The sequence below is a fragment of the Kitasatospora sp. NPDC049258 genome, assembly GCF_040678895.1.
GTDB lineage: Bacteria > Actinomycetota > Actinomycetes > Streptomycetales > Streptomycetaceae > Kitasatospora.
Window position 1 is genome coordinate 1 of the sequence record NZ_JBFAQT010000036.1, and the last position, 25,352, is coordinate 25,352.

The window sequence follows — 25,352 nt, forward strand, 5'->3', positions numbered from 1 at the left end:
TCCTGCGCCACACCGCCACCGACAGCCCCGAACTCATCGCCGACCTGCGCGACCACGTCGGCCGCACCCTCGGCCCGATCGCCAAACCCAAGCAGATCAAGGTCGTCGGCGAACTCCCCAAGACCCGCTCCGGCAAGATCATGCGACGCCTGCTCCGCGACATCGCCGAAGGCCGCGAGGTCGGCGACACCACCACCCTCGCCGACTCCTCGGTGATGAACCTGATCCAGGCCCAACTGCCCGCCGCCGGCAGCGAGGACTGACGGCCGACACCCGACACCGGCGCACGACTGTGGCCCGCTCCGCACACGGAGCGGGCCACAGCCCTGTCGGCCGACAGGGGCGACAGCGGCGACAGCGAGCAGGCTCAGTCCTCGGCCCGCTCCGCCGCGTCAGCCAGCCCCAGCAGCGCCTGATAGGCCACCTGGGTGAACTTCCGACGGGAGGACGGCTGGGTGTTCGCCATCGCCACCAGCCCCACCTGCGCCGCCCGGTCGAACCCGACGAAGGCGGAGTACCCCCGGGTGGAGCCCGCCTCGTGGAGCAGCTCACCCTCGCCCCGCTGCCGCTGGTTCCAGGTGAGGCAGATCCGCACACCCGAGCGCCGGCGGACCACCCTGGGCAGGCAGACGTCCCGCAGCGCCACCCGCAGGCTGGCCGCGGCGCCGGTCCGCTCGGGGATGGGCACGACGTCCACCGCCAGGTGCGCCTGCAGGTAGCGGAGCATGTCGTCCGCCGTGGAGCGCAGCGCCGCGGCGCCGGGGAGCGCCGGGATCCGGAAGGACGGCAGGCTCCGGCCGCGCCGGTAGCTGGTGACCTCCTCGCCGCCGGTGCCGCAGGAGGTGTCGATCAGCCCGAGCGGCTCGCAGACCCGGCTGCGGAGCAGCTCCTGGTAGCGCCGGCCGGCGGCGTTCGCCAGCACCAGGCCGAGCAGTCCGGTGCCCAGGTGGGAGTACCGCACCTGGGCGCCGGGGGTACCGCGTACGGGGGTCCGGGGCAGCGCCCGCAGCAGGTGGGCGGCGCTGAAGGTGGCGTACGGATCGGTGAACCAGCGGGGCGCGGCGGAGGCGGCCAGCCCGCCCGGGAGCCTCGGCAGGCCCGAGGTGTGGGTGGCGAGATGGAGCAAGGTGATCGGCCGCTCGTGCGGGTAGCCGGGGACGAGACCGTCCGGCAGGTAGCGGTCGATCGGATCGTCGTAGCGAACCTCGCCACGGGCGACCATGTCCGCGAGCAGCAGCGCGGTGAAGGTCTTGGTGACCGAACCGAGCTCGAAGCGGGTGTCGGCCCGGACCGGGCGGCCGGCCGCGCGGTCGGCGAAGCCGTGGCAGGACACGGTGCGCTCGTCCCCGCGGATCACCGCGAGCGCGATGCCACCGCTGGGCGGGACGGTGCCGAACAGGGGGCGCAGCCGGCGGGCCAGCTCCGGTTCCAGCTCGTCGGAAGGCTTCGGGGCAACGGCCCCGGGGGACGCTGGGACGGTGCGGGCGGGCTGAGGTAACAGGGGCGGGGCGCTCCGGGTGTCCTCGCCGCCCGTCCAGCCCTCGCCCTCCGTCCGTATCGACTCGGCTTCCTGATGTGGCATCAAATCCTCCGGATGGACGACAAGAGCCGCCCGTGGCGGGCGGCATCTGGTGCTGACGCTAGGGAGGCGCCGGCCGTCCCGCATCCGGTCGCACCCATTCGGGTCACGGGCTGCTCCGCGCACGAAGATTCCCACTCCGGGCTAAAATACGACAAACCGGATATCACTAGGGCCAGCCCGTAGACTGTCAAAAAAGCATCAAGGTCTCTGAGGCGCGCCGGGAAGTCTGGTCGGCACTGCACCACCGGTGTATCCATCTGCCGCCCGCCCTCAGGAGGTCCCCGCCGTGGCCACGCCGCCGCCACCGTCGGCCGAGCGCCGCCAGTTCCTCGGCCTGCTCCCGCTCCCCGAACGCCGGTTCGTCGTCAACGCCCTGCGCACCGAGACCGTCGGCGGCATCCTGCTGCTGCTCGCCGCGGTGGTGGCACTCGTGTGGGCGAACGTGTGGCCGCACTCCTACGAGACGGTCAGCGCGTACACCATCGGCCCGTCCTCCCCCCTGCACCTGGACCTGAGCCTGGAGACCTGGGCCAACGACGGTCTGCTGAGCATCTTCTTCTTCGTCGCCGGCATCGAGCTCAAGCGGGAGTTCGTGGCCGGCGAGCTCCGCACCCCGAGTGCGGCGGCGCTGCCGGTGGTCGCGGCGGTGTGCGGAGTGGCGCTGCCCGCGATCGTCTACACCGTGGTCAACAGCGGCGCCGGGGGCCACCACGCGGGCTGGGCCATCCCGACCGCCACCGACATCGCCTTCGCCCTGGGCGTGCTGGCCGTGGTCGGCAGTCACCTGCCGGCGGCGCTGCGGGCGTTCCTGCTCACGCTGGCCGTGGTGGACGACCTCATCGCCATCCTGATCATCGCGGTGTTCTACAGCTCCGGCATCAAGTTCTGGGCGCTCGGACTCTCGCTGGCCGGCCTGGTGCTGTTCTGGTTCCTGCACCGGCGCGGGGTGCACGGCTGGTACCTCTTCGTCCCGCTGGCGCTGGTGATCTGGGCGTTGATGCACGAGAGCGGTGTGCACGCGACGGTCGCCGGTGTGGCGATGGGCCTGCTGCTGCGCTGCCACACCGAGGGCGACGAGCAGCAGTCCCCCGGCGAGCACATCGAGCACCTGGTCCGTCCGCTCTCGGCGGGGTTCGCGGTGCCGGTGTTCGCGCTGTTCGCGGCCGGTGTGGTGATCTCCGGACCGGCCTTGCGCGAGGTGTTCACCCAGGCCGCGCCGCTCGGCATCGTGCTGGGGCTGCTGATCGGCAAGACCATCGGCGTGTTCGGCGGGACCTGGCTGGCCGCGCGGTTCACCCGGGCGAGCCTCAACCCGCAGTTGAAGTGGGCCGACCTGTTCGCGGTGGCGACCCTGGCCGGCATCGGCTTCACGGTGTCGCTGCTGATCAGCGAGCTGGCCTTCGAGGGCGACGCGGCCCTCACCGACCGGGCCAAGGCCGCCGTGCTGGTCGGCTCCCTGCTCTGCGCGACGTTCGCCACGGTGCTGCTCAAGCTGCGCAACCGGCACTACCGGCGGCTGTGGGACGAGGAGGAACGCGACTCCGACGGCGACGGCGTCCCGGACGTCTACCAGCAGGCCGAGTGAGCCACCGGCCGGAGCCCTGGACTCTGACGCCGGCTCACCCCGCCCCCGGCCGGCCTGCGCCAACCGAGGCCTCTGTTCCCCCTGGGGCGGCCCCGGAGTGGTGCCTGACTGACCGGTAGAGGCATGATGCTGAGCTGTCGATCGAGTGAGAAGCCACGCGAAGGAGAACCGCTGATGCCCGCAGGAGCCGCAGACCCAGGCAACGGCCGGGCCCCCTACGAGGGCGAGCGTTCGGTGGGGGAGCTGTTCGCCGCGGCCACCGCCGACCTGTCCGCGCTGGTCCACGACGAGATCGCGCTCGCGAAGGCGGAGATCCGGGCGGACGTCAAGCGCGGCGTCACCGGCGGCGTCTCGCTCGGTGTGGCGGGTGTGGTGGCGCTGGCCGCTATCCCGATGCTGAGCTTCGCGGCGGCCTACGGGCTGCAGGCGCTCGGGCTCACCCTGGGCTGGTCCTTCCTGATCGTCGGCGGCGCGTACCTGGTGCTGGCGGCGCTGCTGGGGCTGCTGGCCATGCGCTCGTTCAAGAAGATCGAGAAGCCGCGCCGGACCATCGAGGGCGCCCAGGCGACCGCGGACGTGCTCAAGAACGCCCGGCCTAGGCCGGCCACCAAGGAGGAGATCGACCGGGCGCTGGGCCGCATCCCGTAGCGGAGCCGGCGCCTCGACCCCGCCGCCGGGGCGCCCGTGGACCGCCCGTCCCCGAGCGCCATGGACCGCCCGCCTCCGGCCGCTGTGGACCGCCGGCCGAGGCCGACGCGAGTGCCGGGCACGTGTCCACAGCACGGGTATGACAGGCTCTCGGTATGCCGCTGGACCAGAAGCCCGTCCCCACGCCGCCTGTCACGCCCCGGCCCGCCGAGGCCGAGGCCGAGTGGAGCGTCCGCTCGGCCGGACCGTGGGTGCACCGCGATCTGGCCGCCAACGGCGCCAGGTTCCACATCGCCGAGGTCGGCGAGGGCCCACTGGTCCTGCTGGTGCACGGTTGGCCGCAGTACTGGTGGGCCTGGCGCCACCAGCTGACCGCGCTGGCCGAGGCCGGTTACCGGGCGGTGGCGCTCGACCTGCGGGGCATGGGCGGCAGTGACCGCACCCCGCGCGGCTACGACCCGGGCAACCTGGCGCTGGACATCACCGGTGTGATCCGCTCGCTCGGCGAGCGCCGGGCGCACCTGGTCGGCCACGCCACCGGCGGCACGCTGGCCTGGGTGGCGGCCGTGATGCGGCCTTCGGTGATCCGTAGCCTGACCGTGGTCTCCGCCGCGCACCCCCGGCACCTGCGCCGCGCGCTGCTGACCGACCGTCGCCAGATCGCCGCCTTCGACCACGTGCTGGGCTTCCAGCGCCCGTGGATCCCGGAGCGGCAACTGGTCGCGGAGGACGGCGCCCTGGTCGCCCAGTACCTGAACGCCTGGACCGGCCCCAACCTGCTGGACCAGGAGGCCCTGACGGCCTACCGGAAGGCGATCCAGATCCCCAGCACCGCGCACTGCTCGATCGAGCCGTACCGCTGGCTGCTGCGCTCGATGGCCCGCCCGGACGGCATCCAGTTCGCCCGCCGGATGAAGAAGCCGATCACCTCGCCCACTCTGCACGTCCATGGCGCCGCGGATCCGGTGCTGCTGGCCCGGACCGCGCTCGGCGCCGGAGAGTACGTCGAGGCGCCGTACCGCTGGCGGCTGCTGCCGGGGGTCGGCCACTTCCCGCACGAGGAGGTGCCGGAGGAATTCTCGGCGGAACTGGTCGACTGGGTGGACCAGCACAAGGGCTGAGGCAGGCTCGGGCGGGCCCTCCACGGGGGCCGTTCGGGACCTGATGCCTGTTCATATGACAATCGCACATGACAGATGGCCAGTCGGGACGATTACTCCGCTCGGCCCACGGGCATCCATCCAGGTATGACCTGGATGCCCGAAAGTGAGCCCACCGCGCGCCGACACCGGCCCGGCACCGGCTCGCAGAGTCAGTCCGACCGGTCCCAGCGTCCCGAGCGGGAGCACGGGCCCGAGTGGCCGTACGCAGGCCCGGGCCGCCAGCAACGGGCCGGGGCGGGGGCGCGCCGGATGGGCATCCCCCGCATCATCGGCCGGCGCGCGCGGTGGGTCGGCGCGCGGCTGCGACGCGAGGCCTGAAGCCGGGAGCCGGGAGCCGGGAGCCTGCGGCCCGAAGCCTGCGGCGGGAGGCCTGGGAGCGCTCAGCCGAGGACGGTCGGCGACACCGCGGTGAACCAGAGCAGCACGAAGGTGGCGACCGTCATCACCGGGACCAGGAACTTGGTCTCCACGCCGTTGCCGCTGCGCTTGATCAGCACCAGCTCGTAGCGCTCCTTGTGCGGCCACAGCAGCGGCGCGCCCTTCTTGGTGAGGCAGTCACCGAGCAGGTGCGCCAGGGTGCCCAGGGCCACCGCGTACGGGAGCCAGCCCGGGGCGCTCGGCATCCAGTTGTTGAGGCCGGCCGTGCCGAGCACCGCCATGCCCATGATGGTGATCCACGCCGTCGGGCCGTCCCCCGGCGGGTGCAGCCGCAGCGCCCGGATCGCCATGGCCAGCAGGAAGAAGGTCAGGCCGAGGGTGAAGTTCCGGCCGAGGTAGGTGATCCCGGCCCAGCTGCCCGCACCCATCAGCGCGACGAACAGCAACGAGTGGGTGGCATGCCGGTGACCACCCGAGATCCACGCCACCAACCGGCAGAGCAGCTTGGACACCGGGCCGAGGAAGTTGGCGATGGTGCCGTCGTGGTGGTCGAGGTCGGGCAGCAGGGCCGCACCCGCGCAGAGCACCGTGCCCATCAGGATGTCGGCCGGCTGGAGGTGGGTGCCGAGCAGCAGCGGCGGCAGGAACGGCGCCGACCCGGCGTACAGCATCGCGCCACTGATCGCGTGCGAGTGACCCATCATGACGTCTCGCCGACCTCCTGTCGGACCTGCTGCGCCGCGCCCGCTCCCCGCCCGCCCAACCGGGCGGCCGAGCCGGACGCTGCGCCGAACGGGTGAGCGTGGGCAGACGCTACCAGGGCCGCCGGACGACCCGCCCGGGGCCGCGTCAGGACGGCACACCGCGTCGCCTCCCGAGGGAGGGTCAGAGCGCGCAGCCCTCGGTGTCCACCCTGGCGGTGGCCGTGGCGCCCTGGACGGCGTCCTCCCGGACCTCGGCGGCGGTGAGCACGTACCCGGTGTCGGAGCTGTCCAGCGACTTGGCGAAGACCACCCCGTACACCTCGCCGTCGGGGGTGAGCAGCGGCCCGCCGCTGTTGCCCTGGCGGACCAGGGAGCGGACCGAGTAGACGTCGCGGACCACCTGGCCGCGGTGGTAGATGTCCGGGCCGTTCGCCTGGATCCGGCCGCGGATGCGGGCGGGCTGCACGTTGAAGGCGCCGTTCTCCGGGAAGCCGGCGACGATCGCGCTGTCGTTGGTCCTGGCCTCGCCGGCGAAGTTCAGCGGCGGGGCGTTCAGCTTGGGGACGTCCAGCACGGCGATGTCCCGCTGCCAGTCGTAGCGGACCACCGTGGCGTCGTACAGCTGGCCGGTCCCGCCGATCTGCACCGTGGGCTCCCCGACGCCGCCCACCACGTGGGCGTTGGTCATCACCCGGTGCGGGGCGAAGACGAAACCGCTGCCCTCCAGGGTCTTGCCGCAGGACGTCGCCGTACCGACCACCTTGACCAGGCTCTGGCGGGCCCGCTGCACCGCGGTGCTGCCGGCCAGGGCCGGGTCCGGGGCCTCCACCTCGGTGATCGGCTCGTGCTCGAAGGGGTTGAAGACCTGGGGGAAGCCGCTGCGCGCCAGCTCCTTGCTGAAGTCGGAGAACCAGTTCGGCGCGTCGTCGGGGAGGACGTCCTGGACACCGCCGAGCACCGCCGAGGTGCGGACCTGCTTGGAGACGGTGGGCAGCGAGGTGCCCGCCAGCGCGGAGCCGATCAGCCAGGCGACCAGCAGCATCGAGATCACGTTGACCACCGAGCCGCCGATCGCGTCCAGCGTCCTGGCCCGACGGCGGCCGATGTGCCCGCGCAGCTTCCAGCCGAAGTGCGTGGTCACGGCCTGGCCGATCGCCGCCAGCACGATGACCACCACCACCGCCACCACCGAGGCCGTGGTGCCGGGCCCGATGTGCCGCAGCAGCAGCGGCAGCAGTTGCACCGCGATCAGGCCGCCGCCGAGGAAGCCGAGGACGGAGAGCACGCCGACCACGAAGCCCTGCCGATAACCGGAGACGGCAAAGCCCACCGCGGCGGCGATCAGCAGCAGATCCAGGACGTTCACCCGGATACCCTCCCATGTCCTCGGCGCGCGGCGGGCACAGTCCGTCCCGGTAGCCCGGTCGGGCCACCCGGCGGGCAGGGACGGCACCGCCCTGGGAACGTCTGAGCAGAGATCCGTCAGGACCGGACACCGAACCGACAGGAACCGGAACCAGGGAGGCAGGAATGTGGGATGCCAGCACCGCAGTGGAGGTCGAGTGGCTGCCACCGCTCGACATCCCCGAGCCGGGCCCGCAGAACCGCTTCACCGTGTTCCTGCGTGCGCTGCTGGTCATCCCCCAGGCGATCGTGCTCTGGTTCCTCAGCATTGCCGCCTTCGTGGTCGCGGTGATCGGCTGGTTCGGTGCGCTCGCGCTCGGTCGGCTACCCGATTTCGCCTTCCGCTACCTGTCGGCGTACGTGGCGTACGACACCCGGGTCGAGGGCTACCTGATGCTGCTGGTCGACCGCTATCCGCCGTTCCAGCTCCAGCCGGTCGACTACCCGGTGCGGATCGAGCTGCGGCCGGGGCCGCTCAACCGGCTGGCCGTGTTCTTCCGGCTGATCCTCGCGATCCCGGCGGCGATCGTGCAGAACATCCTGGTCACCGGCTGGTGGGTGATCGCCTTCTTCAGCTGGCTGGTGGTGCTGGTGCTGGGGCGGATGCCGCGGCCGCTGTTCGAGGCCACCGCGGCGGTGCTGCGCTACCGGATGCGGTTCGGGGCGTACCTGCTGATGCTGACCCCGGCGTACCCGAAGCGGGTGTTCGGCGACCCGGCGCCGCTCGTCGAGCCGCCGCTGCCCGCGGGGGCCGGCTGGCCCGGCGCGGCGGGCACCCCGGCCCCGGGCCGGCCGACCCCGAGCTCACCGACCCCGGGAGCGCCGGTCGAGGGAGCGCCGGCCGAAGGGGTGCCGACCGAAGGGGTGCCGACCGCGGGGGCGACCGCCTCGGCGGGGGCGTCGGTGGGCCCCGGCGCCGCCGGGACACCCTCGGGGCCCGGGCCCAAGACTCTCGGGGCTCCCGTTTCGGCGACCCGGCCGCTGCTGCTCAGCGGCGGTGCGAAGGCGCTGATGGTGCTGTTCATCGTGGCCGGGATCGCCTCGTCGGTGGCCAGCTCGGTCACCCGTGACTACGGCGACGACAACGACCACGACGCCGCCGTGTCGGTGGTCCGGCAGCTGCCCGACACGCTGTACGCGCTGACCGGCGACCGTTAGGCCGCGGATCCCAGGCCTGCGCGCCGGGCCCGGCCCTGGTCCTGCCCCGGGCCCGGCCTAGGACCGCTCCCGGCGGGCGGCGAGCCCCAGCGCCTCGTCCGAGAGCGCGATCGTGCGGGCGGTGTCCCACGGGCGGGCCAGGCCGCTGTAGTGCAGGACCCGGTCGATCACGCCGGCGGTGAAGCCCCAGACCAGCCGGCCGGCCACCTCGAAGGCGGGGCCGGTGAAGCCCGACGGGTGCTTCAGCCGCGCGCGGTTGGCCGGGTCGGTGAGATCGGTCAGCGGGACCCGGAACACCGCGCCGGTCTCCGCCAGGTCCACCGGGGCCACCGGGGTCTCCCGCCGCCACCAGCCGAGCACCGGGGTCACCACGAAGTCGCTCACCGGGATGTAGAGCGCGGGCAGCGTCGCGAAGACCTGCACCCCCGACGGGTCGAGGCCGGTCTCCTCGGCCGCCTCGCGCAGGGCCGCCGCCACCGGACCGGGGCCGGCCGGGTCACCGTCCTCGGGGTCGAGCGCGCCGCCCGGGAAGGAGGGCTGCCCGGCGTGCGAGCGCAGCGAGCGGGCCCGCTCGATCAGCAGCAGGTCCGGGCCGAGCGGCCCCTCGCCGAAGAGCATCAGCACCGCCGAGGGCCGGCCGCCCTCGGGCGGCGGCAGGAAGCGGCTCAGCTGCTCGGGCCGCACCGACTCGGCCGCCTGCCGAACCGGCAGCAGCCAGCCGGGCAGACCGTCGCGCTCGACCGCGGCCGTCATGCCGCGCCCTGCGAACCGGCCGTGCCCTGGTCCGGTGTCGCGGCGCCGGGGCCGGCCGCGGTGGCGCGCGCGGCGGCCTCCCCCGGGTAGTCGGCGGGCGGCCGCAGCCGCTGGCCGGGCTGGCCGCCGAGCTCGTACTTGAGCAGCTTCCGGGCCTTCTCCGGGTCGGTCTCCCCCTCGCCGTAGGTGGGGCAGAGCGGCGCGATCGGGCAGGCCCCGCAGGCCGGCTTGCGGGAGTGGCAGACCCGGCGGCCGTGGAAGACCACCCGGTGCGAGAGCATCGTCCACTCCGACTTGGGGAAGATCTCGGCCACCGCTGCCTCGACCTTCTCCGGGTCCTCCTCGGTGGTCCAGCCGAACCGCCGGGCGAGGCGCCCGAAGTGGGTGTCCACGGTGATCCCGGGCACGCCGAAGGCGTTGCCGAGCACCACATTCGCGGTCTTGCGGCCGACGCCCGGCAGGGTGACCAGGTCCTCCAGCCGGCCCGGCACCTGGCCGTCGTACCTGTCCCGCAGCGCCGTCGACAGGCCGATCAGCGACCTCGCCTTGGCCCGGAAGAAGCCGGTCGGCCGGATGATCTCCTCCAGCTTCTCCGGATCCGCCGCCGCCATGTCCTCCGGCGTCGGGTACGCGGCGAACAGCGCCGGCGTGGTCTGGTTCACCCGGAGGTCCGTGGTCTGCGCCGACAGCACCGTGGCCACCAGCAGCTCGAACGGCGACTCGAAGTCCAGCTCCGGGTGCGCGTACGGATACAGCTCCGCCAGCTCCCGGTTGATCTTCCGGGCGCGCCGCACCATCGCCAGGTGCGACTCCGGCTTCCTCGGCTTCGCCGCCGCCTTCTCGGCGGCCGGCGCCGCTGCCTTCCGGACCTTGCTCTCTGCCATGCACGAAGGCTACGCCGGACGCCCGGCCGATCGGAGCCGATTGCACCAGCGCCTCACGTGACCAGGGCGACCGTCGTGAGCTGGGCATCCCCGCCGCCCGGGTCCGGCCACGCGATCGGCTACAGGTCGCGGCGGTCCACCACGACCACCGCGAGCAGCACGGCGATCAGCGGCCAGAGCGCGAGGACCAGCCACGATCCGCCCGCCGTGGAAGGGAAGGGGAGCTCGGGGCCGAGGCCCGGCGGGCCGAACTCCCGCAGCCGCTGCCAGGCCCGGAAGGGCATGGCGTGGTAGAGGACGGCCGACCAGTAGTGGTCGTCGCGCAGGAAGTTGGGCACCAGCAGGAGCACCACCACGTTGGCCACGATCGTGGTCGCGGCGTGCCGGATCAGGGCCCCGAGCCCCAACCCGATCAGGGCGCTGACCGGCGCCAGCAGTGCGGAGGCCAGGACGGCGGGCAGCACGCCGGGGTAGCCGATCGAGATGCCGATGTGCCGCCCGGAGAGGATGGCCTGGGTGACACCGAACGAGGCGGCCGCGACGACCGCGCCGTACCCCAGCATGACCACCGTCAGGACGGCCGCCTTGGCCGCCGTCAGGGAGCGCCGGGCGGGGACGGCGGCGAAGCCGGCGCGGACCAGTCCGGTCGAGTACTCCCCCACCACCGTGATGGCACCCAGGCTGCCCGCGATGAGCATCAGTGTGATGCCGCTGTTGTTGGTGAACGAGTCCGCGAAGGCGCCGTAGGGCACGAAGCCGGCCCGGATCCGCTCGTCGTAGTGCGGCCAGTTGTTGCGGTCGGCGACAGCGGCGTTGGCGTTGAGCAGGACCAGGGCCAGCGCGCTCACCCCGAACGCCCAGCGCAGCGAGCGCAGCGACCACAGTTTGAGCCACTCGGCGGCCAGCAGGTCGCGGAACCTGGCGGGCGGCCCGGCAGCGGTGGCGGGTCCGCGGGCGGGCACGGACGGCGTGGTGGACGGCGTGGTGGACGGTGCGGTGGTGAGCGGGTTGGTGGACTGCGGGCGGGCGGTCATCGGTGGTCTCCGGCGAGGTATTCGACGCGGTCGGCGGTGAGTTCCATGAACGCCGCCTCCAGGGAGGCGGTCCGGGCGGCCAACTCGTGCAGCACGATGCGGTGCCGGAAGGCGAGTTCACCGATCCGGGCAGCGCTCGCACCGGTCACGGTGAGCACCTGGTCGCCGTCCGGCACGACCGTGGCGCCCTCGGCGGTGAGGACGGCCGCCAGCGCGGCGGCGTCCGGCGTGCGGGCCGTCACGCTCAGCCGGGTGCCCCGGGCGGCGAACTCGGCCAGCGGCTCGTCGGCGATCAACTCGCCCCGGCCGATGACGATCAGGCGGTCGGCGGTGTGCTCCATCTCGCTCATCAGATGGCTGGAGACGAACACCGTGCGGCCCTGTGCCGCCAGCCGCCGGAACAGGCCGCGCACCCACCGCACACCCTCCGGGTCCAGCCCGTTGAGCGGTTCGTCGAAGAGCAGCACCGGCGGATCGCCCAGCAGCGCGGCGGCGATGCCGAGCCGCTGCTTCATCCCGAGCGAGAACCCGCCGATCCGCCGCCGGGCCACGCCGGCGAGCCCCACCTCCTCCAGCACCTCGTCGACCCGGCGCCGGGCGATGGCGTTGCTGCGCGCCAGGATCGACAGGTGGGCCGCGGCACTTCGCCCGCCGTGGACGTCGGCCGCGTCCAGCAGCGCCCCGACGTGGCGCAGCCCGCGCGGCAGGTCGCGGACGCGGTGGCCGTTCACCGTGACGGTGCCGGCGGTCGGTTCGTTCAGCCCGAGGATCATCCGCAGGGTGGTGCTCTTGCCGGCCCCGTTCGGGCCGAGGAATCCGGTGACATGGCCCGGCCGCACCGTGAAGGTCAGCCCGTTGACGGCCGTGGTGGCGCCGTAGCGCTTCGTCAGTTCATCGACTTCGATCACCTGGCCAACGGTGCCGTCCACCGGCCCCGCCCGGCATCGGAGCAGCGGTGGCATTCCCGGGCGGAACGGGCGGACCGTGGTCGTACAACCGTGGTCCGATGCCCGGCGCGCAGCACGCCACTACGATCGGCCGCATGGCCACCACCCCACCCCTCCCGCGGCTCAAGCGCGTGCCGCCGGGCGCCTGGACGGCCCTCGCCTGGTGTGCGGCCACCGCCTACTCCTTCCTGCTGCTGGTGCGGCTCCCGGGCGAGGGCGACAACGGCTACCCGCGGCACGGTTTCCCCGATCTGATGCTGGATCTGCTGCGCCCGCAGGGGGTGTTCCTCCTGCCCGGCGCCGCCGTGACCGCGGCGGGCAGCCTCCTGCTGCGCCGGCGGGCGCTGCCGGCCACGGCGCTGCTGCTCGCCGGCGCCGTGTTCGGCGCGATGGCGCTGAACTCCTCGGAGATCAACTTCCCGCAGTTCCTGCCGATCGACGTCGCCCTGTGCTTCGTGGCGGCCACCCGGCCGCGCCGCACCTCGGCCGTCGCCGCGGGTTCGGCGCTCACCGTGCTGGCCGGCTTCGCGACCGTCCGGCTGCTGCTCGGGTTCCGGATCGGCACCTCGACCGAGCTGGCCGTCGCGCTGACGGCCGTGGTGGCCTGGTTCATCGGCCACTCCGCACGCGAATCCCGCGCCCACGCGGAGGAGTTGGGCGCACGGGTGGCCGCCGAGGCGGTGGTCACCGAACGGCTGCGGATCGCCCGCGAGCTGCACGACATGGTGGCGCACAGCATCGGCATCGTCGCCCTGCAGGCCGGCGCGGCGAGCCGGGTCTTCGACACCCAGCCCGCCCGGGCGCGCGCCGCGCTGGGCGAGGTCGAGGCCGCCAGCCGGGAGACGCTGTCCGGTCTGCGCCGGATGCTCGGCGCACTGCGGCAGGCCGAGTCGGGGCGGACCGCGCAGCCCTCGGGCCTCGACCCCCTCCCCGGGCTGGCGGAGGTGGAGCGGCTGGCCGCGACCACGACGGCCGCCGGCGTCCGGGTCGAGGTGCGCTGGCGGGGAGAGCTGCGGCCGCTGCCGCCCGAGATCGACCTGTCGGCCTTCCGGATCGTCCAGGAGTCGGTCACCAACGTGGTGCGGCACGCCAGGGCCGACTCCTGCCGGGTCTCCATCGACTGCCGACCGGGGGAGCTGGCCATCGAGGTGGTCGACGACGGGCGGGGCCCCGGCGCCGGCGCCGGCACCGGGTACGGCCTGCTCGGGATGCGGGAGCGGGTCGCGCTGCTGCACGGGGAGTTCTCGGCCGCGAAGCGCCCCGAGGGCGGCTTCCGGGTCGCGGCGCGGCTCCCGGTACCGGCGGGGGTGCGATGACCGTCCGGGTCCTGCTGGTCGACGACCAGCCACTGGTACGGGCCGCCCTGCAGATGGTGATCACCGACGCTCCCGACCTCGTGGTGGTCGGGGAGGCCGGCAGCGGCGCCGAGGCGGTCCGGCTGGCCGCCGAGGCCCGGCCCGACGTGGTGGTGATGGACATCCGGATGCCCGGCATGGACGGCATCGAGGCCACCCGGCTGATCATGCAGTCGGCCGGCCCGGCCCGGGTGATCGTGCTGACCACCTTCGACGACGACGACCACGTGTACGCCGCACTGCGGGCGGGCGCGTCCGGCTTCCTGGTCAAGGACATGGCCCTGGAGGACATCCTGGCGGCGGTCCGGGTCGTCGCGGCCGGTGACGCCCTGATCGCGCCGAGCGTCACCCGCCGCCTGATCGAGGAGTTCGCCGGCCGTCCCGAGCCGGCCGCACGACCCCGACCGCTGCCGGTCGACGGCGTCACGGAGCGGGAGCGCGAGGTGCTGGTGCTGGTCGGCCGCGGCCTGTCCAACCCCGAGATCGCCGCCGAGCTGTGCATCAGCCCGGCCACCGTCAAGACCTACCTGACCCGGCTGCTGGCCAAGCTGGGCGCCCGCGACCGGGTCCAGCTGGTCATCCTCGCCTACGAGACCGGCCTGGTGGGCCGGCCCGGGTGAGCCGCCGGCACGGCGGGCACGGCGGTACGCCGGGTGGCCGGGCCCGGGCGGCCGCCGGGGGTGCGAGGCGGTAGGAATCGGACGGCGGCCGGGCGCGGGCGGAGCCGCCCGATCCCCTCGTTCCGGGGCCTCGCACGGTGCAGCGGGCGGCGCCCGGACCGCACGGATGGGTACAAATGGACCCGTACGGTGTCCAGCAGGTCACCCCCTCCTCATATGATCGGAGTGACATGCGTCATCCTTGGTGGTGAGTAGCACTGCCCAGACACCAGCAGGAGGAAGCTCGTGGACGACGTTCTGCGGCGCGCCGCGCTCTTCGCGGCTCTCGACGACGACCAGGCTGCCGAGCTGCGGGCTTCCATGACCGAGGTGACCCTCGCCCGCGGTGAGTCGCTGTTCCATGAGGGCGACCCGGGCGACCGGCTCTACGTCGTGGTCGAGGGCAAGGTGAAGCTGCACCGCGCGTCGCCCGACGGCCGCGAGAACATGCTGGCCGTGCTCGGCCCCAGCGAGATGATCGGCGAGCTGTCGCTGTTCGACCCGGGCCCGCGCACCGCCACCGCCACCGCGCTGACCGAGGTCAAGCTGCTCGGCCTCGGCCACGGCGACCTGCTGCCGCTGCTGCACGCCCGGCCCGAGGTGTCGATCGCGCTGCTGCGCGCCATCGCCCGCCGGCTCCGCCGCACCAACGATGTGATGTCCGACCTGGTCTTCTCGGACGTCCCCGGCCGGGTGGCCAAGGCCCTGCTCGACCTCTCCCGCCGCTTCGGCGTGCCCTCCGACGAGGGCATCCACGTCGCACACGACCTCACCCAGGAGGAGCTGGCCCAGCTGGTCGGCGCCTCCCGCGAGACGGTCAACAAGGCGCTGGCGGACTTCGCCGGCCGCGGCTGGCTGAAGCTGGAGGCCCGCGCGGTGGTCCTGATGGACGTCGAGCGACTGTCGCGCCGCTCGCGCTGACCCGCTCACCGCAACGCCAGGCCCGAGGGCCCGTGGGAAGCCTCCCGCGGGCCCTCGGGCGTGCCGGCACCGGCCCGGGCACGAACAGGTGCGGACGGGCCACCGGCCACAGGTCGCGAGCCGCATGAGGACGGCGCGAGGGCCAGCGGGCCCGGCGCCGGCTCAGATCAGCCCGCGGTCCTCCAGGTAGCTGAGCTGGGCCCGCACCGAGAGCTCGGCGGCCGGCCAGAGCGCCGGGTCGACGTCCGCGTACACCCGGGCCACCACCTCGCCGGCGGTGCGGCAGCCGGCCTCCACCGCCGTCTCCACCTGGGCCAGCCGGTTGGCGCGGTGCGCCAGGTAGTAGTCGACCGCGCCGAGCGCGTCGGCCAGCACCGGCCCGTGGCCGGGCAGCACGGTGCGGACACCGTGCTCGGCGGCCATGGTGTGCAGGCGGCGCAGCGAGTCGAGGTAGTCGCCGAGGCGGCCGTCGGGGTGGGCGACCATCGTGGTGCCCCGGCCCAGCACGGTGTCGCCGGTCAGGATGGCGCCGTCGGCGGGCAGGTGGAAGGTGAGCGAGTCCGAGGTGTGGCCGGGGGTGCCGACCACCCGGATCTCCAGGCCGCCGACCTCGACGACCTGGCCCGGGTGCAGCCCCTCGTCGCCGAGCCGGTGGGCCGGGTCCAGGGCCAGCACCCGGCTGCCGGTGAGCTCGGCGAAGCGCGCGGCGCCCTCGGCGTGGTCGTGGTGACCATGGGTCAGCAGGGTCAACCCGATCCGCCGGCCGTGCCGCTCGGCGGTCTCGACGACGCGCCGCAGGTGCCCCTCGTCCAGCGGCCCCGGATCGACGACCACGGCGAGGTCCGAGCCGGGCTCGGCCAGCAGCCAGGTGTTGGTGCCGTCCAATGTCATCGGGGAGGGGTTGGGCGCCAGCACGCAGTGCGCCCGAGGGGTGGCCCCGCCGCCGACGCCGGCGGCGGGGTCACCCGGGAGGAGACCGCTCACTGGCTGCCCTCGGTGGTGACGCGCTCCAGATCGGCGCTGCGCCGGTACAGGCTGCGGGCCGGCAGCGGCCGGGTCAGCATCCGCGGCGCGTACACGTCGTGCACGGCGGCGGCGGACCTGCCGCGGGGCGTCAGGCTTCGGGCGGGCAGATCGTGCGCCGTCCGGCGAGCCACGTCGTTGTGGGTCATCGGCCGAGTTCCTTCCGTTGTCGAGCCGGCCCGGCACCGCTGTGCCGGGCCCCTTCATCCGTCCCGGCACCGCTATGCCGGGCCCCTACATCCGTCCCGGCACCGCTGTGCCGGGCCCCTACATCCGTCCCGGCACCGCTATGCCGGGAAGTCACCCTCGATGGTCAGCTCTTCATACCCAGACCATCGCACTGTCATACGATCACCTGCCACCTCGGCTTTGCCAAGGACCGGGCTGATGATCCGGTGGTCCGCCGCGTCCAGTGCCTCGGCCGCCGTACGGGCCGTCAGCAGCTCGCGCAGGACGGTCACGGTGGGCGGCAGCATCCCGAATCGGCCGGCCTGGTAGCCCTCGACCGCCTCGGCGGGCGACAGCCAGGCGACCCGATCGGCCTCGCCGACCTGGACCGCCGCGTCCTGCCCCGGCGGCAGCGCGGCCACGAAGAACCAGGTGTCGAAGCGGCGCTCCTCGAAGGCCGGGGTGGTCCAGCGTGCCCAGGCCGCCAGCAGGTCGCTGCGCAGCACCAGTCCGTGCCGGGCCAGGAACTCGGCGAACGAGAACTCGTGCGCCTCCAGGGCGGCCCGCTCGGCGGTCCAGTCCCGGGGCTCGGCCATGGTCTTGGCGTCCGGCCCGGCCAGCAGGACGCCGGCCTCCTCGAAGGTCTCCCGCACGGCCGCGCAGACCACGGCCTGGGCGGCGTGCTCGTCCACCCCCAGCCGCTCCGCCCACTGCGCGGGCGTGGGGCCGGCCCAGCCGATCTCGGCCTCGGCGTCCCGGGGGTCGACCCCACCGCCCGGGTAGGCGTACATCCCGCCGGCGAAGGCCATCGAGGTCCGGCGGCGCAGCAGGTACGCCTGCGGCCCGGTGCCCTCGGCCGCGTGCCCGTCGCGCAGCAGTACCACCGTGGCGGACGGCTTCGGTGCGACCGGGGTCAGCTCGCCGGCCGCGAGCGCGCGGATCCGGGCCGGCCACGACGGCGGCATGGGAAGCGGCCTTGCACGATGATCCATGCCCGGATGTTAAGCGCGTGGGGCCGGGGTTGGACAGACCCGACCCCGGCCCCACGCGGAAGATGATCGAAAGACCACCGGCGGACGGTCAGCCGGCGGCGCGGACCCGGACCTGGAACTCGATCTCGACCGGGGCGTCCAGCGGCAGCACCGAGACGCCGACCGCGCTACGGGCGTGCACACCGGCCGCGCCGAGCACCTCGCCGAGCAGCTCGCTGGCGCCGTTGATCACGCCGGGCTGGCCGGTGAAGTCGGGGGCGGAGGCCACGAAGCCGACCACCTTCACGACCTGCTCGATCCGGTCCAGGTCGCCGATCACGGACTTCACCGCGGCCAGGCCGTTGAGCGCGCAGATCTGCGCGAGCTGCTTGGCCTCCTCGGCGGTGACCTCGGCGCCCACCTTGCCGGTGATCTGGAGCTTGCCCGCCACCATCGGCAGCTGGCCGGCGGTCAGCACGTGGTCACCGGACTGCACCGCGGGGACGTAGGCGGCGACCGGGGCGGCGACCCCGGGCAGCGTGAGCCCGAGCTCGGCGAGCTTCTCCTCGACCTTGCTCATCAGCTCTTCTCCCGCTTCAGGTAGGCGACCAGCTGCTCGGGGTTGTTCGGCCCGGGCACGACCTGGACGAGCTCCCAGCCGTCCTCGCCCCAGGTGTCCAGAATCTGCTTGGTGGCGTGCACGAGAAGCGGCACGGTGACGTATTCCCACTTGGTCATGGCGCTGACTCTAGCCTCCGAGCAGGGTGTGAGGTGGGACACACCGGGGCCATCAATCCGGGTGCCCGTCGGGATGCTCCCGCCATCGACGGCGCTCGCTGGTTACGCTCACGGGGAGGGCACCAGGCGGTGCCGGTCGACGGACGGACGGAGACGGAGCGTGGCGAGCACCCCCGGCCCCGAGGAGCGCGGCCCGGACTGGGAGGGCGTGCGACTGCATGTCGTCAGCGGCAAGGGCGGCACCGGGAAGACCACGCTGGCCGCCGCGCTCGCCCTGGCGCTGGCCGCCGAAGGGGGCCGGACCCTGCTGATCGAGGTGGAGGGCCGGCAGGGCATCGCCGAGCTGTTCGGGATCTCCGCCCTGCCCTACGAGGAGCGCAAGGTCGCCACCGTCAGCCGGTCCAGGCTCGGCCTGCCCGCCGCCGACGGCGCCCGGCCGGGCGAGCTGTTCGCGCTGGCGATCGACACCGAGCAGGCGCTGCTGGAGTACCTGGAGATGTTCTACAAGCTCGGCCGGGCCGGCAAGGCCCTGCAGAAGGTCGGCTTCGTGGACTTCGCCACCACGGTCGCGCCGGGCGTCCGCGACGTCCTGCTCACCGGCAAGGCCTGCGAGGCCGCCCGCCGCAAGGGCGCGGACGGCCGCCGGGCGTACGACGCGATCGTGATGGACGCCCCGCCGACCGGCCGGATCACCCGCTTCCTGAACGTGAACTCCGAGGTCGCCGGGCTGGCCCGGTTCGGGCCGATACACAATCAGGCCCAGGCCGTGATGCGCGTGTTGAAGTCGCCCGAGACGGCGGTGCACTTCGTGACGCTGCTGGAGGAGATGCCGGTGCAGGAGACGGTCGACGGGATCGGCGAACTGCGCGAGGCCCAGCTGCCGCTCGGCGGGGTGCTGGTGAACATGGTCCGGCCACCGCTGCTGGACGCGGCCGCGGTCGAGGCGGTGCACGGCGACCACCGCGAGGAGGTCGCCCAGGCGCTCGGCGAGGCCGGTCTCGGCGGCCGCTCCCGCAAGCCGGACACCATCCGGGCCGCCGTCGAACCGCTGATCGACCCGCTGCTGGAGCAGGCCAGGGAGCACGCCGAGCGGGTGGAGCTGGAGCGGGAGCAGCGGGCGGACCTGCAACAGCTGAAGCTGCCGACGTACGAGCTGCCGCTGCTCGGCGAAGGCGTGGACCTCGGCGGGCTGTACCGGCTCGCGGGCGAACTCAAGCGGCAGGGGGCGGCATGACGACCCGGTTGGAGATCGACGCGCTGATCGACGACCCGGCGACCCGGATCGTGGTCTGCTGCGGCTCGGGCGGGGTCGGCAAGACCACCACGGCGGCGGCGATCGGCCTGCGCGCCGCCGAGCGCGGCCGCAAGGCCGTGGTGCTGACCATCGACCCTGCCCGGCGGCTGGCCCAGTCGATGGGCCTGACCGAGCTGGACAACACCCCCCGGGTGGTCAAGGGCGTCGAGGGCCCGGGCGAGCTGCAGGCGATGATGCTCGACATGAAGCGGACCTTCGACGAGGTCGTGCTGGCCCACGCCGATCCGGAGCGGGCCAAGGCGATCCTGGAGAACCCCTTCTACCAGTCGCTGTCGGCCGGTTTCGCCGGCACCCAGGAGTACATGGCGATGGAGAAGCTCGGCCAGCTGCGCGCGGCCGAGCGCTGGGACCTGATCGTGGTGGACACCCCGCCGTCCCGCTCCGCCCTGGACTTCCTGGACGCCCCCGGCCGGCTCGGCTCCTTCCTGGACGGCCGGGTGATCCGGCTGCTCACCGCCCCGGCCAAGGTCGGCGGGCGGAGCGCGATGAAGTTCCTCAACGTCGGCATGGGGCTGCTGACCGGCACCCTGGGCAAGATCTTCGGGGCTCAGCTGCTGACCGACATCCAGACCTTCGTCAGCGCGATGGACTCCATGTTCGGCGGCTTCCGGGAGCGCGCGGACCGGACGTACCAGCTGCTCAAGGCGCCGGGCACCGCCTTCCTGGTGGTCGCCGCGCCGGAGCGGGACGCGCTGCGCGAGGCCGCGTACTTCGTCGACCGGCTGGCCGCGGACGAGATGCCGCTGGCCGGGCTGGTGCTCAACCGGGTGCACTCCACCGGGGCTTCCCAGCTCACCGCGGAACGGGCGCTGGCCGCCGCCGAGGCGCTGGAGGAGAACGGCTCGCAGGCCACCACCGTGCACGCCGAGACACTGGCCGCGGGGCTGCTGCGGCTGCACGCGGAGCGGATGCAGATCATGAACCGGGAGCGGCGTACCCGGGACCGCTTCGTGTCGGTCTACCCGGACGTGCCGATGGTCGAGGTGCCCGCCCTGGCGGGCGACGTGCACGACCTGGCCGGGCTGCGCATCGTCGGCGAACGCCTCGGTGCGCCGCGGCCCGCGACCAAGCGGTCGGGCTGAGACGACAAGCCCGGACGCACAGCCGATACGCACAGCCAATACGAAACGCCGACGCGAAGCGCCGGCGCCGAACCACAGAACGGAGCCGGACGAGCGGCTCGGGCAGCAGACCCCCTCTGGTGCACCGGGCGGGACACGGGCGCCGGCCTCACCGGCATCCGTCGTTCACCGCCCCCACACCTGCCGACTGCCCGTCAGCTCGTACGACCGATCGCGGGTGGTGCTCAGCCCGCCTGTGCGTAGTCCCGCAGGATCACGCCGGTGGCCAGCGACTCCTCGTACTCCGTCCGCGCCGTCTCCAGCAGCCGGCGCCAGGAGCCGACCGTCGGCCGACGACGCAGCAGCGCCCTGCGCTCCCGCTCCGTCATGCCTCCCCAGACACCGAATTCGACCCGGTTGTCGAGCGCGTCGGCCAGGCATTCGGTGCGGACGGGACACCCGCTGCACACCGCCTTGGCGCGATTCTGCGCGGCCCCCTGAACGAACAATTCATCCGGATCGCTCGTGCGGCAGGCCGCCTGTGCGCTCCAGTCGTCTACCCAGCCCATGCCGGCGCCGTCCTCTCCCGAATCGGGGCTCCCCCACGGCGGCAACGGCATATTCACCGCTGCCAGTTGAGGACGTTACGGAAGAACGGGACTCCGCAACAGCCCCTTCGGGCTCAATCTCAAATGACCCAATCGGACTATGGGTACCCAACACCTCACTCGTTGGAGTGATCGCAGGTCGCAGCCCTTGCCGACACTCCCGGAGCAGCTATCGTCACACTCTGCTGTCAAAAACGAGGACATACCCCTGCAGCATTGGCTGCAAAAAGCCACAAATCGGGCGAAGCTCATCACTCACAAGAGTGGTGATGATGTACAGAGCGAAGCTGTCGCAGTCTTGTGACAAGCCTAGGCGAACACCTGCCCCCATGGAGGGGAATCCGCCACGTAGGGTTCTCCCATGGCACCTCAGCGAACCGCGGGATCAGCGCTCGACAAGGCGAGCCTCGGCGTCAAGTTCCTGGGCGGCAGCGTCCTCGCCGGAGTCCTGGTCGCCGGCATGGCCCTGCCGGCCGTCGGCGCGCTCGGGCTCACGGCCAAGGACACGGCCGACAGCTTCGACAACATCCCGGCCGACTTCAAGACCCCCACCCTCTCGCAGGCGTCGACCATCTACGACGCCAAGGGCGGGCTGATCGCCAAGGTCTACGACCGGGACCGCACCATCCTGACCGCGGACCAGATCGCGCCGATCATGCGCAAGGCCCAGGTCGACATCGAGGACGCCCGCTTCTACGAGCACGGCGCCGTCGACCTGAAGGGCGTGCTGCGGGCCGCCACCAAGAACGCCGAGGCCGGCTCCGCCACCCAGGGTGCGTCGACGCTGACCCAGCAGTACGTGAAGAACGTCTTCGTCGAGCAGGCCGGCGACGACCAGCAGGCCTTCCTGGACGCCACCCGCAAGAGCCTGGGCCGCAAGATCCAGGAGCTGAAGTACGCCATCAAGCTGGAGGAGGAGCTGACCAAGGATCAGATCCTCACCAACTACCTCAACATCACCTTCTACGGCCACCAGGCGTACGGCATCGAGTCCGCCTCGAACCGCTACTTCAGCAAGAGCGCCAAGGACCTGACCATCCCCGAGGCCGCCATGCTCGCGGGCCTGGTGCAGAACCCCACCGCCTACGACCCGATCCTGCACCCGCAGGCGGCGCAGACCCGGCGGAACACGGTGATCGGCAAGCTGCTGGACGCCAAGCACATCACCCCGGAGGAGGCCAAGGCCGCCACCGACGCCCCGCTCGGCATCAAGTACACCGAGCCGCTGAACGGCTGCATCACCGCGCAGGCGGGGATGGGCTTCTTCTGCGACTACGTCCGCCGGGTGGTCAAGCAGGACCCGGTCTTCGGCAAGACCGCCACCGAGCGGCAGAAGCTGTGGAGCCAGGGCGGCCTGAAGATCTACACCACCATCGACCCGGACAAGCAGGCCGCCGCCTTCAACGCGGTGACCAAGAAGGTCTACGCGACCGACTCGGTCTCGGCCGCGGCCACCATGGTCAAGCCCGGCACCGGCGAGATCCTGGCAATGGCGCAGACCCGGCCGTACGGACTGGACGGCGCCAAGAACCAGACCGTCCTCAACCTCAACGTCGACGCCGCCATGGGCGGCGGCAACGGCTTCTCCCCCGGCTCGACGTTCAAGCCGATCCTGGCTGCCGCCGCCCTGGAGTCGGGCATCCCGATCACCCAGGAGTACCCGGCCCCGCACGACATGGACTACCCGTCCATGAGCACCTGCGAGGGCACCTGGAAGAACAGCAAGACCGACCCGGCGACGGTGGAGAACGAGTCCGCCACCGAGGTCGGGCCGTTCTCCCTCAAGGACGCGATGGCGAAGTCGGTCAACACCTACTTCGTGCAGATGGAGCAGCAGGTCGGGCTCTGCCCGATGAAGCAGATGGCCGACAAGCTCGGCATCAAGAACAAGTCCAACGGCAAGCCGATGGAGCAGGTCCCCTCCATGGTGCTGGGCACCCAGGAGGTCAGCCCGCTGACCATGGCCAACGCCTACGCCACCTTCGCCGCCCGGGGCCTGTACTGCAGCCCGATCGCGATCAGCTCGATGGTCGCCGCCGACGGCAAGAAGGTCGACGTGCCGAAGGCCAACTGCAGCCAGGTGATGTCCCAGACCACCGCGGACGGCGTCGCCACCCTGCTGCTCGGCGTGACGGAGAAGGGCACCGGCTCCTCGCTCGGCCTCGACGGCGGGCGGCAGATCGCCGGCAAGACCGGTACCACCGACAACCGGTACGCGGCCTGGTTCACCGGCTTCACCCCGGAGCTGTCCACCTCGGTCTGGCTCGGCGGCCCGACCGGCAACGTCTCGATGAAGAACATCAAGATCGGTGGCAAGTACTTCAGCGCCGTCTACGGCGCCGACGGCCCCGGCCCGATCTGGCAGCTGGCGATGAACGACGCGCTGGACAGCACGCCGAAGTCGAGCTTCCACACCGTCAACATCCCCGTGCCCACCGCACCGACCACCCCGCCCACCGACGGCGCCTCCCCGCCCTCCGGGGACGCCGTGATCGGCGGCCTGGTGAACGGCGGCTTCACCTTCCCGCCGATCGGCACGGACGGCGGAGGCGGGAACGGCAACGGCGGTAACGGCGGCAACGGGAACGGCGGCACCGGCGGGCGCCGGCACTGACCTCCCGGTGCTGCGGGGCCTCCCGGAGCACCGATCGCCCGAGGGCGGCCCCCCTGCTGGTCCGGGGAGCCGCCCTCAGTCGTGTGCGGGGGCCGGTCGGTCGGCTGGTCGGCCGGCCGGCCGTCGCCGTTGGCTCAGCCCGCCAGCGCGGCCTTCACCGCGGCGGCCACCCGGCCGCCCTCGGCGCGGTCGCCGACCTTCGGGCGGACCAGCTTCATCACCGCACCCATCGCCTGCGGCCCGGTGGCGCCGGCCTGGGCCACCGCCTCGGCGACGATCGCGGTCAACTCCTCGTCCGAGAGCTGCTGCGGCAGGTACTGGGCCAGCACCTCGCCCTCGGCCCGCTCCCGGGCCGCCGACTCGGTCCGGCCGGCCTGCTCGAAGGCCTCGGCCGCCTCCCGCCGCTTCTTCGCCTCGCGGACCACCAGCTTGAGCACCTCGTCGTCGGAGAGCTCGCGCTTGGTGGTGCCGGACACCTCCTCCGCGGTGACCGCCGACAGAGTCAGCCGGATGGTGGAGGAGCGCAGCTCGTCCCGGGCCCTGATCGCAGCCGTCAGGTCCTCCTGCAGCTGCTGCTTAAGCGTCGTCATGGCGACGAGTCTCGCACCTGACCGGGCCCGACGCCCCCGATTAAGGTGCCGGCCGCCCCCGGCCCGCCCGCCGATCGGCCGCCGGGAGCCCCCGCGACCACCTGCGGGTTCGGCCGCTGATCGCCCGTCTGAGAGCATGGGGTGATGCGACCGCTGTACTCCGTCCCGCTCGGAATCGCCGCCACCGGCGCCGCCTGCCTCGCCTACGCCGCCGGGTACGAGGTCCGCTCGTTCCGGCTCCGCCGGGTCGAGGTCCCGATCCTGCCGCGCGGGGCGCGGCCGATCCGGGTGCTCCAGCTCTCCGACATCCACATGGTCGCCGGGCAGGGCAAGAAGCAGCGCTGGCTGCAGAGCCTGGCGGGCCTGCGGCCCGACCTGGTGGTGAACACCGGCGACAACCTCTCCGACCCGCTCGGCGTGCCCGCCACGCTCGACGCGCTCGGCCCGCTGATGGACTTCCCGGGCGTCTACGTCTTCGGCTCCAACGACTACTACGGCCCCGCCCGCAAGAGCCCGACCCGCTACCTGAGCGCGCTCCGCAGCGGCATCCACGGGCTCAACAACCCGGACGGCACCAGCCGACGTGGCATCACCGGCGCCGTCCACAACCCCTGGCAGAAGCTCCGCGACGGCTTCGACGCGGCCGGCTGGATCAACCTCAACAACGCCCGCGGCCGGCTGACCCTGGCCGGCCTGGACGTCGAGTTCACCGGCCTGGACGACCCGCACATCCGGCAGGACCGCTACCAGGAGGTGGCCGGCGGCCCCTCGGCCGACGCCGACCTCTCGCTGGCCGTGGTGCACGCCCCGTACCTGCGGGTGCTGGACGCCTTCACCGCCGACCGGTACCCGCTGATACTGGCGGGGCACACCCACGGCGGGCAGCTCTGCATCCCCTTCTACGGCGCCCTGGTCACCAACTGCGACCTGGACACCGACCGGGTGAAGGGCCTCTCCACCCACCGGGCCGGGGGCCACCGCTCCTACCTGCACGTCTCGGCCGGCTGCGGCACCAACCGCTACACCCCGGTCCGCTTCGCCTGCCCGCCCGAGGCCACCCTGCTCACCCTCACCGCCCGCCGCTGAGCC

The 25,352-nt window shown here is 72.9% G+C and carries 24 protein-coding genes and 2 pseudogenes; 12 read left to right on the forward strand and 14 right to left on the reverse strand.

What is annotated here, in order from left to right:
- Nucleotides 1–263 (forward strand): annotated as a pseudogene (locus tag AB0K43_RS24610) (acetyl-coenzyme A synthetase); the annotation flags it as partial.
- 104 nt (nt 264–367) lie between these two features.
- On the opposite strand, the gene AB0K43_RS24615 reads toward AB0K43_RS24610, so the two are convergent.
- Nucleotides 368–1,582 carry a serine hydrolase domain-containing protein gene (locus tag AB0K43_RS24615; RefSeq protein WP_363643258.1) on the reverse strand — a complete coding sequence of 405 codons (1,215 nt, stop codon included), beginning with the start codon at nt 1,580–1,582 and terminating at the stop codon, nt 368–370.
- A 286-nt stretch (nt 1,583–1,868) separates the two neighbouring features.
- On the opposite strand from AB0K43_RS24615, the gene nhaA reads away from it, so the two are divergent.
- From nhaA to AB0K43_RS24630, 3 genes are all read left to right on the forward strand, one after another.
- Nucleotides 1,869–3,167 (forward strand): Na+/H+ antiporter NhaA, encoded by a 1,299-nt coding sequence (nhaA, locus tag AB0K43_RS24620; protein WP_363643260.1) that lies wholly within the window; start codon nt 1,869–1,871, stop codon nt 3,165–3,167.
- A gap of 174 nt (nt 3,168–3,341) precedes the next feature.
- Nucleotides 3,342–3,815: a phage holin family protein gene (locus AB0K43_RS24625; RefSeq protein ID WP_363643262.1), complete on the forward strand. Its 474-nt coding sequence runs from the start codon at nt 3,342–3,344 to the stop codon at nt 3,813–3,815.
- A 155-nt stretch (nt 3,816–3,970) separates the two neighbouring features.
- Nucleotides 3,971–4,936: an alpha/beta hydrolase gene (locus AB0K43_RS24630; RefSeq protein ID WP_363643264.1), complete on the forward strand. Its 966-nt coding sequence runs from the start codon at nt 3,971–3,973 to the stop codon at nt 4,934–4,936.
- 422 nt (nt 4,937–5,358) lie between these two features.
- On the opposite strand, the gene AB0K43_RS24635 is transcribed toward AB0K43_RS24630, so the two are convergent.
- Both AB0K43_RS24635 and AB0K43_RS24640 read right to left on the reverse strand, forming a co-directional pair.
- Nucleotides 5,359–6,060, reverse strand: coding sequence for a metal-dependent hydrolase (locus tag AB0K43_RS24635; RefSeq protein WP_363643266.1), 702 nt, complete (start codon nt 6,058–6,060; stop codon nt 5,359–5,361).
- A 181-nt stretch (nt 6,061–6,241) separates the two neighbouring features.
- The gene (locus tag AB0K43_RS24640) at nt 6,242–7,426 is read right to left on the reverse strand and encodes a MarP family serine protease (RefSeq protein ID WP_363643268.1); all 1,185 of its coding nucleotides are present in this window, start codon (nt 7,424–7,426) and stop codon (nt 6,242–6,244) included.
- Between the two features lie 164 nt (nt 7,427–7,590).
- Between AB0K43_RS24640 and AB0K43_RS24645 the strand changes: the two are divergent.
- Nucleotides 7,591–8,178: pseudogene (locus AB0K43_RS24645) on the forward strand (DUF4389 domain-containing protein); the annotation flags it as partial.
- Between the two features lie 501 nt (nt 8,179–8,679).
- On the opposite strand, the gene AB0K43_RS24650 reads toward AB0K43_RS24645, so the two are convergent.
- The 4 genes from AB0K43_RS24650 to AB0K43_RS24665 form a co-directional block, all read right to left on the reverse strand.
- Nucleotides 8,680–9,375 carry a CoA pyrophosphatase gene (locus AB0K43_RS24650; protein ID WP_363643270.1) on the reverse strand — a complete coding sequence of 232 codons (696 nt, stop codon included), beginning with the start codon at nt 9,373–9,375 and terminating at the stop codon, nt 8,680–8,682.
- The gene (gene nth / locus AB0K43_RS24655; protein WP_363643272.1) at nt 9,372–10,259 is read right to left on the reverse strand and encodes an endonuclease III; all 888 of its coding nucleotides are present in this window, start codon (nt 10,257–10,259) and stop codon (nt 9,372–9,374) included. The genes AB0K43_RS24650 and nth overlap by 4 nt, the downstream gene beginning before the upstream one ends.
- A gap of 119 nt (nt 10,260–10,378) precedes the next feature.
- Nucleotides 10,379–11,293 (reverse strand): ABC transporter permease, encoded by a 915-nt coding sequence (locus AB0K43_RS24660; RefSeq protein WP_363643274.1) that lies wholly within the window; start codon nt 11,291–11,293, stop codon nt 10,379–10,381.
- The gene (locus tag AB0K43_RS24665) at nt 11,290–12,201 is read right to left on the reverse strand and encodes an ATP-binding cassette domain-containing protein (RefSeq protein WP_363643276.1); all 912 of its coding nucleotides are present in this window, start codon (nt 12,199–12,201) and stop codon (nt 11,290–11,292) included. The genes AB0K43_RS24660 and AB0K43_RS24665 overlap by 4 nt, the downstream gene beginning before the upstream one ends.
- Nucleotides 12,202–12,335: 134 nt before the next feature.
- Between AB0K43_RS24665 and AB0K43_RS24670 the strand changes: the two genes are divergently transcribed.
- The 3 genes from AB0K43_RS24670 to AB0K43_RS24680 all read left to right on the forward strand — a co-directional run bounded on the left by AB0K43_RS24670 (nt 12,336) and on the right by AB0K43_RS24680 (nt 15,175).
- The gene (locus AB0K43_RS24670) at nt 12,336–13,556 is read left to right on the forward strand and encodes a sensor histidine kinase (protein ID WP_363643278.1); all 1,221 of its coding nucleotides are present in this window, start codon (nt 12,336–12,338) and stop codon (nt 13,554–13,556) included.
- On the forward strand, nt 13,553–14,215 hold the full coding sequence (locus AB0K43_RS24675) for a response regulator transcription factor (protein WP_363643280.1): 663 nt from the start codon (nt 13,553–13,555) through the stop codon (nt 14,213–14,215). The genes AB0K43_RS24670 and AB0K43_RS24675 overlap by 4 nt, the downstream gene beginning before the upstream one ends.
- 285 nt (nt 14,216–14,500) lie before the next feature.
- Nucleotides 14,501–15,175, forward strand: coding sequence for a Crp/Fnr family transcriptional regulator (locus tag AB0K43_RS24680; RefSeq protein ID WP_033818547.1), 675 nt, complete (start codon nt 14,501–14,503; stop codon nt 15,173–15,175).
- A 162-nt stretch (nt 15,176–15,337) separates the two neighbouring features.
- Here the strand turns inward: AB0K43_RS24680 and AB0K43_RS24685 are convergent, their stop codons facing one another.
- The 5 genes from AB0K43_RS24685 to AB0K43_RS24705 all read right to left on the reverse strand — a co-directional run bounded on the left by AB0K43_RS24685 (nt 15,338) and on the right by AB0K43_RS24705 (nt 18,075).
- Entirely contained in the window at nt 15,338–16,159 is an 822-nt protein-coding gene (locus tag AB0K43_RS24685; RefSeq protein ID WP_363643283.1) for an MBL fold metallo-hydrolase, read from the reverse strand.
- Nucleotides 16,156–16,347, reverse strand: coding sequence for a hypothetical protein (locus tag AB0K43_RS24690; RefSeq protein WP_363643285.1), 192 nt, complete (start codon nt 16,345–16,347; stop codon nt 16,156–16,158). The genes AB0K43_RS24685 and AB0K43_RS24690 overlap by 4 nt, the downstream gene beginning before the upstream one ends.
- 138 nt (nt 16,348–16,485) lie before the next feature.
- On the reverse strand, nt 16,486–17,331 hold the full coding sequence (locus AB0K43_RS24695) for an NUDIX hydrolase (RefSeq protein ID WP_363643287.1): 846 nt from the start codon (nt 17,329–17,331) through the stop codon (nt 16,486–16,488).
- Nucleotides 17,332–17,446: 115 nt separating this feature from the next.
- Nucleotides 17,447–17,917: a RidA family protein gene (locus AB0K43_RS24700; RefSeq protein WP_363643289.1), complete on the reverse strand. Its 471-nt coding sequence runs from the start codon at nt 17,915–17,917 to the stop codon at nt 17,447–17,449.
- Entirely contained in the window at nt 17,917–18,075 is a 159-nt protein-coding gene (locus AB0K43_RS24705; RefSeq protein WP_095874066.1) for a DUF4177 domain-containing protein, read from the reverse strand. Before AB0K43_RS24705 ends, AB0K43_RS24700 begins: the two co-directional genes overlap by 1 nt.
- 160 nt (nt 18,076–18,235) lie before the next feature.
- Between AB0K43_RS24705 and AB0K43_RS24710 the strand changes: the two genes are divergently transcribed.
- Both AB0K43_RS24710 and AB0K43_RS24715 read left to right on the forward strand, forming a co-directional pair.
- On the forward strand, nt 18,236–19,309 hold the full coding sequence (locus AB0K43_RS24710; RefSeq protein ID WP_363643291.1) for an ArsA-related P-loop ATPase: 1,074 nt from the start codon (nt 18,236–18,238) through the stop codon (nt 19,307–19,309).
- Nucleotides 19,306–20,472, forward strand: coding sequence for an ArsA family ATPase (locus AB0K43_RS24715; protein WP_363643293.1), 1,167 nt, complete (start codon nt 19,306–19,308; stop codon nt 20,470–20,472). Before AB0K43_RS24710 ends, AB0K43_RS24715 begins: the two co-directional genes overlap by 4 nt.
- 224 nt (nt 20,473–20,696) lie before the next feature.
- Here the strand turns inward: AB0K43_RS24715 and AB0K43_RS24720 are convergent, their stop codons facing one another.
- Nucleotides 20,697–21,020 carry a WhiB family transcriptional regulator gene (locus tag AB0K43_RS24720; protein WP_033817598.1) on the reverse strand — a complete coding sequence of 108 codons (324 nt, stop codon included), beginning with the start codon at nt 21,018–21,020 and terminating at the stop codon, nt 20,697–20,699.
- 400 nt (nt 21,021–21,420) lie between these two features.
- On the opposite strand from AB0K43_RS24720, the gene AB0K43_RS24725 reads away from it, so the two are divergent.
- Nucleotides 21,421–23,673 (forward strand): transglycosylase domain-containing protein, encoded by a 2,253-nt coding sequence (locus AB0K43_RS24725; RefSeq protein ID WP_363643295.1) that lies wholly within the window; start codon nt 21,421–21,423, stop codon nt 23,671–23,673.
- A 134-nt stretch (nt 23,674–23,807) separates the two neighbouring features.
- On the opposite strand, the gene AB0K43_RS24730 is transcribed toward AB0K43_RS24725, so the two are convergent.
- Nucleotides 23,808–24,263 carry a GatB/YqeY domain-containing protein gene (locus AB0K43_RS24730; protein ID WP_363643297.1) on the reverse strand — a complete coding sequence of 152 codons (456 nt, stop codon included), beginning with the start codon at nt 24,261–24,263 and terminating at the stop codon, nt 23,808–23,810.
- Nucleotides 24,264–24,407: 144 nt separating this feature from the next.
- Here AB0K43_RS24730 and AB0K43_RS24735 point away from each other — a divergent pair, with 144 nt between their 5' ends.
- Nucleotides 24,408–25,349, forward strand: a complete 942-nt coding sequence (locus AB0K43_RS24735; RefSeq protein WP_363643299.1) for a metallophosphoesterase — start codon at nt 24,408–24,410, stop codon at nt 25,347–25,349.
- Nucleotides 25,350–25,352: the final 3 nt, after the last annotated feature.

Excerpts from the sequence above, each read along its gene's own strand:
- AB0K43_RS24615 (WP_363643258.1), bottom strand. The coding sequence starts at position 1,582 with ATGCCACATCAGGAAGCCGAGTCGATACGGACGGAGGGCGAGGGCTGG.
- AB0K43_RS24625 (WP_363643262.1), top strand. The coding sequence starts at position 3,342 with ATGCCCGCAGGAGCCGCAGACCCAGGCAACGGCCGGGCCCCCTACGAG.
- AB0K43_RS24630 (WP_363643264.1), top strand. The coding sequence starts at position 3,971 with ATGCCGCTGGACCAGAAGCCCGTCCCCACGCCGCCTGTCACGCCCCGG.
- AB0K43_RS24635 (WP_363643266.1), bottom strand. The coding sequence starts at position 6,060 with ATGATGGGTCACTCGCACGCGATCAGTGGCGCGATGCTGTACGCCGGG.
- AB0K43_RS24650 (WP_363643270.1), bottom strand. The coding sequence starts at position 9,375 with ATGACGGCCGCGGTCGAGCGCGACGGTCTGCCCGGCTGGCTGCTGCCG.
- nth (WP_363643272.1), bottom strand. The coding sequence starts at position 10,259 with ATGGCAGAGAGCAAGGTCCGGAAGGCAGCGGCGCCGGCCGCCGAGAAG.
- AB0K43_RS24660 (WP_363643274.1), bottom strand. The coding sequence starts at position 11,293 with ATGACCGCCCGCCCGCAGTCCACCAACCCGCTCACCACCGCACCGTCC.
- AB0K43_RS24670 (WP_363643278.1), top strand. The coding sequence starts at position 12,336 with ATGGCCACCACCCCACCCCTCCCGCGGCTCAAGCGCGTGCCGCCGGGC.
- AB0K43_RS24675 (WP_363643280.1), top strand. The coding sequence starts at position 13,553 with ATGACCGTCCGGGTCCTGCTGGTCGACGACCAGCCACTGGTACGGGCC.
- AB0K43_RS24690 (WP_363643285.1), bottom strand. The coding sequence starts at position 16,347 with ATGACCCACAACGACGTGGCTCGCCGGACGGCGCACGATCTGCCCGCC.
- AB0K43_RS24695 (WP_363643287.1), bottom strand. The coding sequence starts at position 17,331 with ATGCCGCCGTCGTGGCCGGCCCGGATCCGCGCGCTCGCGGCCGGCGAG.
- AB0K43_RS24700 (WP_363643289.1), bottom strand. The coding sequence starts at position 17,917 with ATGAGCAAGGTCGAGGAGAAGCTCGCCGAGCTCGGGCTCACGCTGCCC.
- AB0K43_RS24705 (WP_095874066.1), bottom strand. The coding sequence starts at position 18,075 with ATGACCAAGTGGGAATACGTCACCGTGCCGCTTCTCGTGCACGCCACC.
- AB0K43_RS24715 (WP_363643293.1), top strand. The coding sequence starts at position 19,306 with ATGACGACCCGGTTGGAGATCGACGCGCTGATCGACGACCCGGCGACC.
- AB0K43_RS24720 (WP_033817598.1), bottom strand. The coding sequence starts at position 21,020 with ATGGGCTGGGTAGACGACTGGAGCGCACAGGCGGCCTGCCGCACGAGC.
- AB0K43_RS24725 (WP_363643295.1), top strand. The coding sequence starts at position 21,421 with ATGGCACCTCAGCGAACCGCGGGATCAGCGCTCGACAAGGCGAGCCTC.
- AB0K43_RS24730 (WP_363643297.1), bottom strand. The coding sequence starts at position 24,263 with ATGACGACGCTTAAGCAGCAGCTGCAGGAGGACCTGACGGCTGCGATC.
- AB0K43_RS24735 (WP_363643299.1), top strand. The coding sequence starts at position 24,408 with ATGCGACCGCTGTACTCCGTCCCGCTCGGAATCGCCGCCACCGGCGCC.